The following is a 9,747-nucleotide window of genomic DNA, read 5'->3' on the forward strand; positions in this document are numbered from 1 at the left end:
CTGGGGTAAACTAGTATCCATTATCCTGTCTTTCATGATTAATGTTATTTTTATAAAAATATGCATTTTGAATATCATCGTTGCTAAAACCTAAATTTTTACCTAAGCACAAAAAATTCTTAAAAATAGTTAAATAGTTATCTAAAGAAGAAGAAATTATAAAATCTGATATATTTACATATATATCTAAAAACTGTTGGAATAGCTCTGAAGTTTTCTGTTTATCATCTAAAATTATATCAGTAAACTTTTTTTCAATACCTATGCTTAAAATGAAGTGAAGACAATCAACATATTCTTCAAGGGTTATATCTTTGCTTGAAGGCTGTTTTGTACTCCAAAATTTAAAACAACGAGTTTCATTTGCGAGTTCTCCAAGTTCAACTTGAAGAGAAAGTATTTTTTTATATAATAAGTTCATGCCTTCTAAGTTGTGTTCTGTTAGAATTCGATTGTCCAAAGTGCTTTGCATTTGAAATAATTTTTGTAAATTCATGTTTGAAACCGCCTTTATTTTTAATTATGCATTAATTATAGAAAATATTTTTTTATCACCATTTCATCCTTATTATTAACAGGTTTCCAAAGCTCTATGGCATTAAGTGTAATAGTTTGGGTAAAACCCTCATCCTTAGCCAAATTACAAGCGGTCAAATATTCATTATCAGACCACTCCCTATCAGCAAAATTTGTGTTAGCGAGTGAAATATGTAGATTCCATTTTTCAATTTCTTCTCTAACAGTAAAGCCTTGTGACTTTAAAATAATATTTATATTTTTAGATAGTTCATAAATTGTACCTTTATTTTTAATATTTAAATTTATTGATTTATATGGAGGATCAAAACATATTACACCATTTATGTCCACTTGAAATTTTTTATAATCTTTCAGAATTTGGGTTAGGGAGATATCCAAATCCTGAAGATTTGGATTGTTTATTGTTTCTAGTGTTATATGTAGCCTAGGTAAATTATTATCGGAATTAAACAGGTTATATTTGATGCAAAGTCTCTTTTGCATAGATTTAATATATTCACTAGAAACCTCATCAAATAGGCCAACTAAGTAATAAATCATTTTAACCACCCCCATCAGAATATAAGTTAGTATATTTTAGTAGTTACGTAGTGTATATGTCTTAACGAGCATTTCTTTTTTATTACTAATCTGTTTCCATAATTCAAGCCTAGAGACTTTTGCAAATTTATAAAAATCATTTTTATCTAAACTATCATCAATAGAAATTGATCCGCCATTGGATGATTTTTTAATTGTGTGATTAGCATTAGCTAATAGAATATGAAGATTAATGGGGTCATTCTCTTTATTAACATTAAAGCCATGTAAATCTAAAGTGTCTGTTATATTTCTTGCTAATCTAAAAATATAACCTTTATCTTCAACCTTAAGGCTAACTTGGCTGAAATTTTCGCTTAGATTAATACTATTATTTAAATCTACTTTAAATTTTTTATATGGATTTACAATTTTAGAAACTACTACATCTAATTTTTCCAAATCAGGATTTGTTATAGCAGTTATAGGTATATACAAATTAGGAGAACTCTTATATAGTTTATATTTCTTACAAATGTCTCTTTGAATATTTTGAATAATAGAATTAGAGTCTTCATCAAATAGTGCAACTAAAAAATATTTCATATCTTTCCTCCGAACAGAATTAATAGCCAAGATTGGCTAATATTATTTTAAGTAAATTATAACTATATTATAACATAATATTTGAGTTTTGTATTTTTAATGTAAATTTATGTATTGAAGTTTATTAAAAAAATAAATGTAAACTAAGTAATTTATACTTTTTTTGATTATTAGCATAATTAATTTTAATTATGCTAATAATAATTTTGTAGTTAATAAAGGGAGGTGCTTTTTTTATGAATCATAATGATAGTATAGGTTGTACGGTAAATGAGTGTAAACACCATTGTAAAGAAGATAATTATTGTACTTTAAACAAAATTGAAGTTACAAAACATGAGAATGTTGCTAAAACGCCAGAATGTACTGATTGCGCAAGTTTTAAAATCTCATAACAATAAAAAATCACTCGTAAAAATACGAGTGATTTTTTATTGTTATGAGAAAAACCATCATATCTTATGAGATTTAATGCACAACAAAATAATACTATTTCACATTCGCAAAATAAGTGTTAGAATATAATGTAGATATGGTATAATTAAAGAATATAAATAAAAATATAAATAAAAGTAAAAATATAAATAAAAGTAAAAATATAAATAAAAGTAACACAATATATAATATATAGTGAGGATGATACAGATATGGATAAATTGGTAATTAACGGAGGTAGACGTATCTTTGGTGAAGTAGAAATCAGTGGCGCCAAAAATGCCGCAGTAGCAATTTTGCCAGTGGCAATAATAGCGAGCAAGGGTAAGTGTATCATTGAAAATATTCCAGATATAGAAGACGTGAATTGTATCGAAAGAATATTAGAAGATTTAGGTTGCGGAATAAAAAGAGATAAAGATTCAGTGTCTATAGATAGTTCAAACATAAACAGTAAAGATGCAAATACTGAAGATGTAAGAAGAATGAGAGCGTCTTATTATCTTATTGGCGCACTTTTGGCTAGGTTTAAACGGGCTAAAGTAGACCTCCCTGGTGGATGTCCTATAGGCGTTAGGCCTATAGATCAGCATATAAAGGGCTTTGAGGCACTTGGAGCGACGGTAACTATTGAAGATGGCGCTGTAAATGTTAAGGCGGACAAGTTAATTGGGACTAGTATTTATTTTGATGTTGTTAGTGTAGGTGCTACAATCAACGTTATGTCTGCGGCTACACTTGCCGAAGGGACAACTATATTAGAGAATTCTGCAAAAGAGCCGCATGTTGTTGATGTAGCTAACTTTTTGAACTCCATGGGAGCTAATGTTAAAGGTGCAGGTACTGATGTTATAAGGATTATAGGGGTAAAAGAATTAACAGGATGTACATATAGCGTAATCCCGGATCAAATCGAGGCAGGTACATTTATGATAGCGGCAGCTGCTTGTGGTGGGCAATTAACTGTGAATAATGTAATCCCAAAACATCTTGAATCAATTTCTGCAAAGCTTATGGAAATGGGAGCAGAGGTAATTGAAGGTGGAGACAGTGTTACAGTTAAAGCTGAAGGTAGGCTAAAGGCAGTAAATATAAAAACTCTTCCTTATCCAGGATTTCCAACAGATGTTCAGCAACCAATGAATACACTTTTAAGTGTTTCAGAGGGTAAAAGCATAATAAATGAAAGCATCTGGGAAGCAAGATTTAAACATGTGGATGAACTTTTGAAAATGGGTGCTAATATTGAAGTTAATGGAAGCATTGCTACAGTGCAAGGCGTAGATAAACTTATAGGAACTGTAGTAACAGCATCGGACCTAAGAGCAGGAGCAGCACTAGTTATAGCAGGCCTTATAGCAGAAGGCACAACGGAGATTTTAGGGATTGAACATATCGATAGGGGATATCCTAACATAGAAGAAAAATTCATGAGTATAGGGGCAGACATAAGAAGAGTTACTATATAACAATATAAAATAAAAGGAGACTATTATGATATTTTGCCCATTATATAGTGGAAGTACGGGAAATAGCGTATTTGCAGCATCAGAACACACAAAAATTTTAGTGGATGCTGGTATGCCAGGAAAAAGTATTGAAAGTGCACTTAAACATATAAATCAAAATCCGAGTGATGTGGATGGTATTTTTATAACACATGAACATTCTGACCACATAAAGGGTGCAGGAATTATTTCTAGAAGATATGATATACCAATATATGCAAATGAAAACACTTGGAAAGCTATGGAAACCAAAATAGGAAATATAAAAGATAATAATATAAAACTTATTTATAACAATAATGTGGAAATTAAGGACATGCATATAATAAATTATAACATATCACATGATGCAGCAGCACCCACTGGATATGCCTTGTATAGTGGAAATAAGAAGGCTTGCATAGCTACGGATTTAGGCTATTTTTCTGACGAAGTAAAGGCTATGATAAAAGACGCAGATGTAATTTTGCTTGAGAGTAATCATGATGTAGAAATGGTCAAATTTGGACCGTATCCTTATCCATTAAAAAGACGAATATTAAGTGATGTTGGACATTTATCCAATGACGCATGTGGGAAAGCCATAGTAGAAATAATGAATGATAAGAAAAAGCGTATTATTTTAGGACATTTAAGTAAAACTAATAATTATCCTGAGTTAGCATATCAAACGGTTGCTAATATACTTAATGAAAACAAAATCAAAATAGGCAGGGATATTTCCTTGATTTTAGCTAGAAGAGATATGCCAAGTGATTTAATCGAGTTCTAAAGGGAGAGGTCAGATATGAAAAGAAAAGTGCAAATATTATTATGTTCATTGCTAGTTATCTCTACTGTGTCATTTTTGGGTTGTGAAAAAAAAGATATGAAAAGCGTAACAAACAAAGAAAAGCTTGAAACCCTAAAACTTCCTTTGGAAAAAGATGATTTCATTGAGTATGGTATCTACTTTGATGGGTCTAAAGACGATACTACTGTAGAAATGGTTAAAGATGTAAGAATGATAAATAAAGAAGAGCTTATAGGTGAAAGTATTATGCAAGAACTTATTAAAGGACCTACAGCACAAAGTGACCTAAAACCTATATTGCCTAAAGAGACTAGACTTATAAGTTTCTCTATTAAAGATAATATTGCCCATATTAACTTGAGTAAAGAAGCTAAAATGGTTATGACAGAAACCAAAGAAAGAATTTGTCTAGAAGGCATAGCAACTTCTTTAACTCAATTACCATCTGTAGCAAGAGTTAAATTAACAATGGAGAATAAGAATATTGTTACTTTAGGTGGAAACTTTGATATATCCAAACCTTTTAACAAAAGTGAAATAATTTCAATTAAAAAATAAAAATAATGTATTATATATAAGAATATTAGACATAGGTGTTGAAAACTAATGAAATTTTTATTATAATAATGTAACACAACAAAATATATTACATTTAAAGGAGAATAGATAATGGGTTTATATAAAGAATGGACGGATATGGTGGTTGATTATGTTAAACGTAGAGGAGAGTCTGCGTTTTGGGAAGAATATGGAGAAGTTGAAAAACGTATATACACTAAACTATTGTCGAATCATAAAGATGAACTTAAGGGGACAGTAGAGAATCTTGCAAAACATTTTGATGTGTCCAACATATATTTTATGGGATTTACTGATGGAATAAATGATAGTCTTACGCAACCTGTTGACTTAGAGAAAACTGAAATCGATACAGAAGTACATTTTATAATAGACTTTGAAAAACTTTATTTTAATATGCTAGATGCAAAAGCAGATTATCTATATGAACTTCCGCAATGGGAAGGAATCTTCTCAAAAGAAAAGAGAAAAGAAATTCAAAGAGATTATAAAGATTCCAAAACAGTAGTAAATACCGATAAAATTGGAAGAAATGATTCATGTCCTTGTGGTAGTGGGAAAAAATACAAAAAGTGTTGTGGGAAATAATCTACAACACCAAATTGTAATAAATAAAACTTTGCACTTTTGTGTGGGGTTTATTTTTTTTGAAAAATTAACAGAAGATATAAAACAATATGTGTTGACCGACGGGGTCAATGGTGGTAGAGTATTATTAATATATTATAATCCATGTTAAGCAATCATAACTTAGAAAAGAAGGTGATGAAAATGTATTCAAAGTTCTTAAACTTAAATCTAGAAAAACAGGAAAAAATACTTGAGGCATCTATTAGTGAATTTGCGGATAATGGCTTTGAAAAGGCATCTACCAATGAAATTGTTAAAAAGGCAGGGATATCAAAAGGAATTTTATTTCACTACTTCAAAAACAAGAAAAATCTATTTATATTTGTTTACGATTATGCTATAGAACTTTGCATGGATGGATTTTATAAGAAGGTTGATCAGGAAGAAAAGGATATTTTTATAAAATTACGACAAATAGCATCTTTTAAATTGGAGCTTATGTATAAATACCCTATGATTTTTAAGTTTTTCGAAGTTGCAATTGGAGAAGAATGTAATGAGGTAAAGAATGAAATAGAAGAAAGAAATAAAAATTTTTTAGAGAGTAATTATAGTAAAGTATTTAATAATATAGATGAATCTAAATTTCGCGAGGGGATAGATGTAAGTAGGGCTATGAATATCATATTGTGGACATTTGAGGGACTCGGCGTAAGTGAGCTTCAAAAGGCAAGAACAACAGTTTCTAAACGGGTTGATTATGAAAAAGTATTTATAGAAATGGATATTTATATAGATATATTTAAAAATTCTTTCTATAAATAGCATTAAGACTTATGGAAAAATATTTTTATATTTAAAATGTTGATAAGGGGGTATTAAAATGAATGTTATCGAAATCAAGAATTTGACTAAAAGTTACGGAAAGGCAAGGGGAATAATAGATGTAAGTTTTAATGTCGAGCAGGGAGAAATTTTTGGGTTTATTGGGCCTAATGGTGCCGGCAAATCAACACTAATAAGAACACTACTATCTCTTATTTATCCGACGTCTGGCAGTGCTACAATTTTTGGTAAGGACTGCGTGGAATTTGGACCAGAGATAAAAAAAGAAATAGGATATCTACCATCAGAGGTTTTTTATTATGACAATATGAAGGTTATTGATCTACTAAAGTACTCAGCTAGTTTTTATAAAAAAGATTGTAGCAAGAAAATTGTGGAACTGGCAGAGATAATGGATCTTGACCTAAATAAAAAGATTGATGATTTATCCTTTGGGAATAAGAAGAAAGTTGGAATTGTACAAGGACTACTACACTCACCTAAACTTATTATACTAGATGAACCTACTAGTGGACTTGACCCACTTATGCAACAAAATTTTTTTGAACTCCTAGAGGAAGAGAATAAGAAGGGGGCAACAATTTTATTTTCTTCTCACATTTTGGGCGAAGTTCAAAGGCTATGTAATCGCGTTGCAATTATTAAAGAGGGGAAAATAATAAAGGTAGAAAAAATTAGTACCTTACAAGAAAATAATCATAAAAAATTTAAAATTGAAGTGAAATCAAAAATTGATGATAATTATTTTAAAATTGACGGGACCACTAATTTAAATGTAAATGGCAATATAATAAGCTTTCTATTTAGGGGCAATATTAATTTTATTATGAAAAAGATTTCGGAAATTGAGATTACTAATATTTGGATTGAAGAGCCAGACCTTGAAGAGATTTTTATGCATTACTATGAAAAGGAGGACTAAAAGCTATGAATATGTTTTTACACGAAATGAAGGCTTATAGAAAATCAACTATCATATGGACGTGTTCTTTAATTGTTTTTGTTGTACTTTTCCTGTCGATGTTTCCTGCTTTCTCAAAGGAAGTTGAAACATTTAGAAAATTAATGGAAGGATTTCCAGAGCCGGTAAGAAAAGCATTGGGACTTTCTGTAGATAGTATGTCTTCTATCTTAGGGTTTTACGCCTATATATTTTTATATATAACACTTTGCGGAGCAATTCAAGCTATGAATTTAGGAACTTCAATTATATCAAAGGAAACAAGCGGGAAAACAGTAGATTTCCTTTTATCTAAGCCTGTTACCCGAAGCAAGATTATGACATCAAAGCTAATAGCTGCAGTAACATGCCTAGTAATTACTAATGCTACCTATTTAGTGGTTGCTAGCATTATGGCATCCATTGTAAAAACTGTAGACTATAGTTACAAAATATTCTTTATGATCTCTATTACATTGTTTTTCGTTCAGCTTATGTTTTTATCTCTAGGGGTTATAATTTCTGTAGTGGCTTCAAAAATTAAATCTGTGATACCTATTTCTCTGGGCACTGTATTTGCATTTTTCTTTATTGGGATGCTTGCATCTACTACAGGGGATGGTGCTGTGCGATATATTACTCCCTTTAAATATTTCAGTGCAAACTACATTATAGAAAATTCTAGTTATGACACTCCATTTATTATAGTAGAAATAGTATTTATTATTGTAGCAATTACTGCCAGTTATTTTGTATATGCTAAAAAGGATATTCATGCTGTGTAACAACTAATATTGAATCACAGCAGGTAATGATTAAGGAATATAAGGAGGTCAATTTATGAATATATTTATTGTAGAGATGAAAGCCCATAGAAAAGGTCTTATTATATGGGCTTTTGGTATACTACTTATGGTTGCTGGTGGCATGGGAAAATATGTTGCATTTTCATCTGATAGTCAAGCTATAAATGAGCTAATGTCACAAATGCCAAAATCTATGCAAGCCATTATGGGTATGGGTACTTTTGATTTGTCAAAGGCCAGTGGATTTTACGGAGTAATCTTTTTATACTTAGTTCTTATGGCAACAGTACATGCTACTATGCTTGGGGCTGATATAATTTCAAAGGAAGAACGAGATAAAACCGCAGAGTTTCTAATGGTAAAACCTATTTCAAGAAGTAAAATTATAACATCAAAACTATTGGCAGCCACAATGAATATTTTAATATTTAACATTATTACATTAGCGATTTCAATTATTATAGTAGGGAAATACAGCAATGGGGAATCTGTAAGTTCAGATATAATAATTTTAATGGTTGGAATGTTTATTTTGCAACTTATGTTTATGCTTATTGGCACAGCCATAGCTGCAATATGTAAAAAACCAAAGTCTGCTACATCAATATCTACAGCAGTGCTATTAATTACATTTATACTATCTATAGCAGTAGATATGAACAGCAAGCTTGAAAGTCTTAAATACCTTACACCATTTAAATATTTTGATGCTAAAAACTTGATGTATGGTGGTGGATTTCAATTGAGTTTTGTAATATTATCTATTTTAATTATTGCTGCAATGGTGAGCATCACATATGTCTTCTACGGAAAAAGAGATTTGAGCATATAGTATTAGATAAAACTTTATTTATAACGTGGGGCTTTGCTCCACGTTATTTGTTTTTATTATATAAATAGGATATTATAGGTATGATAATTATAATATAACTTAAATTAAGGAGACTTTATAATGAATATAACTATAATTTGTGTAGGTAAAATAAAAGAGAAATATTTGAAAAGTGCTATAGATGAGTATACAAAAAGACTATCCAGATATTGCAAACTAAGGATTGTTGAATTAAGTGATGAGAAAACTCCCGATAATGCCTCTGAAAAAGAAGAAACTATAATAAAGGATAAAGAAGGGGACGCAATACTTAAGGGCATAAAGGATAATATGTTTGTTATTGCACTAGAGCTTGAGGGTGATATGATATCATCAGTGGAGCTTTCAAATTATATAAGAGATTTAGGAATAAAAGGGGATAGTAATATAGCTTTTATAATTGGAGGTTCATTAGGACTTTCCAAGGCAGTTTTGGAAAGAGCTAATTATAAATTATGCTTTTCAAAAATGACTTTTCCACATCAATTATTTAGAGTGATGCTGCTTGAGCAGGTTTATAGAGGGTTTAGGATTATAAGTGGCGAACCGTACCATAAGTAGCACAGTTAGATTTAAGGCATCACAAACTGATATTTTCATAGCAGTGGGGCCTGTAAATAATTTTGTGTAAACAGAATAAAATATACTCTTTCTTGGCAATAATTGAGATAAGTGATTATCAAAGATTGTAAGGAGGAGTATTTTTATGTCAAACATTTCAAAAGAAATTTTAA

At 30.2% G+C, this 9,747-nt stretch carries 13 protein-coding genes; 10 read left to right on the forward strand and 3 right to left on the reverse strand.

The window, feature by feature from the left end; translation table 11 throughout:
- Positions 1-10 precede the first annotated feature (10 nt).
- From ACJAX4_RS08530 to ACJAX4_RS08540, 3 genes are read right to left on the reverse strand one after another with little or no spacing between them, the layout of a single operon-like run.
- Positions 11-496 (reverse strand): dUTP diphosphatase, encoded by a 486-nt coding sequence (locus tag ACJAX4_RS08530; protein ID WP_435789036.1) that lies wholly within the window; start codon positions 494-496, stop codon positions 11-13.
- Between the two features lie 35 nt (positions 497-531).
- Positions 532-1,080, reverse strand: a complete 549-nt coding sequence (locus ACJAX4_RS08535) for a 2'-5' RNA ligase family protein (protein WP_435789037.1) — start codon at positions 1,078-1,080, stop codon at positions 532-534.
- A 36-nt stretch (positions 1,081-1,116) separates the two neighbouring features.
- Entirely contained in the window at positions 1,117-1,665 is a 549-nt protein-coding gene (locus ACJAX4_RS08540) for a hypothetical protein (protein ID WP_435789038.1), read from the reverse strand.
- 236 nt (positions 1,666-1,901) lie between these two features.
- Here ACJAX4_RS08540 and ACJAX4_RS08545 point away from each other — a divergent pair, with 236 nt between their 5' ends.
- The 10 genes from ACJAX4_RS08545 (at position 1,902) to rlmH (ending at position 9,574) form a co-directional block, all read left to right on the forward strand.
- Complete coding sequence (locus tag ACJAX4_RS08545; protein WP_435789039.1) at positions 1,902-2,060, forward strand: DUF1540 domain-containing protein; 159 nt, start codon at positions 1,902-1,904, stop codon at positions 2,058-2,060.
- Between the two features lie 252 nt (positions 2,061-2,312).
- The gene (locus ACJAX4_RS08550) at positions 2,313-3,569 is read left to right on the forward strand and encodes a UDP-N-acetylglucosamine 1-carboxyvinyltransferase (protein ID WP_435789040.1); all 1,257 of its coding nucleotides are present in this window, start codon (positions 2,313-2,315) and stop codon (positions 3,567-3,569) included.
- Positions 3,570-3,594: 25 nt separating this feature from the next.
- The gene (locus tag ACJAX4_RS08555; RefSeq protein ID WP_435789041.1) at positions 3,595-4,380 is read left to right on the forward strand and encodes an MBL fold metallo-hydrolase; all 786 of its coding nucleotides are present in this window, start codon (positions 3,595-3,597) and stop codon (positions 4,378-4,380) included.
- 15 nt (positions 4,381-4,395) lie between these two features.
- Positions 4,396-4,959, forward strand: coding sequence for a GerMN domain-containing protein (locus ACJAX4_RS08560; RefSeq protein WP_435789042.1), 564 nt, complete (start codon positions 4,396-4,398; stop codon positions 4,957-4,959).
- A 111-nt stretch (positions 4,960-5,070) separates the two neighbouring features.
- Complete coding sequence (locus ACJAX4_RS08565; protein WP_435789043.1) at positions 5,071-5,568, forward strand: SEC-C metal-binding domain-containing protein; 498 nt, start codon at positions 5,071-5,073, stop codon at positions 5,566-5,568.
- Positions 5,569-5,751: 183 nt separating this feature from the next.
- Positions 5,752-6,375, forward strand: coding sequence for a TetR/AcrR family transcriptional regulator (locus ACJAX4_RS08570; RefSeq protein ID WP_435789044.1), 624 nt, complete (start codon positions 5,752-5,754; stop codon positions 6,373-6,375).
- 58 nt (positions 6,376-6,433) lie between these two features.
- Positions 6,434-7,318 carry an ABC transporter ATP-binding protein gene (locus ACJAX4_RS08575; RefSeq protein WP_435789045.1) on the forward strand — a complete coding sequence of 295 codons (885 nt, stop codon included), beginning with the start codon at positions 6,434-6,436 and terminating at the stop codon, positions 7,316-7,318.
- A gap of 5 nt (positions 7,319-7,323) precedes the next feature.
- Positions 7,324-8,121, forward strand: a complete 798-nt coding sequence (locus ACJAX4_RS08580) for an ABC transporter permease subunit (protein WP_435789046.1) — start codon at positions 7,324-7,326, stop codon at positions 8,119-8,121.
- 55 nt (positions 8,122-8,176) lie between these two features.
- Positions 8,177-8,974: an ABC transporter permease subunit gene (locus ACJAX4_RS08585; protein WP_435789047.1), complete on the forward strand. Its 798-nt coding sequence runs from the start codon at positions 8,177-8,179 to the stop codon at positions 8,972-8,974.
- Between the two features lie 120 nt (positions 8,975-9,094).
- Positions 9,095-9,574: a 23S rRNA (pseudouridine(1915)-N(3))-methyltransferase RlmH gene (rlmH, locus tag ACJAX4_RS08590; protein ID WP_435789048.1), complete on the forward strand. Its 480-nt coding sequence runs from the start codon at positions 9,095-9,097 to the stop codon at positions 9,572-9,574.
- Positions 9,575-9,747 lie beyond the last annotated feature (173 nt).

The organism is Clostridium sp., assembly GCF_051278035.1.
Classification (GTDB): Bacteria; Bacillota; Clostridia; order Clostridiales; family Clostridiaceae; genus Clostridium_AD.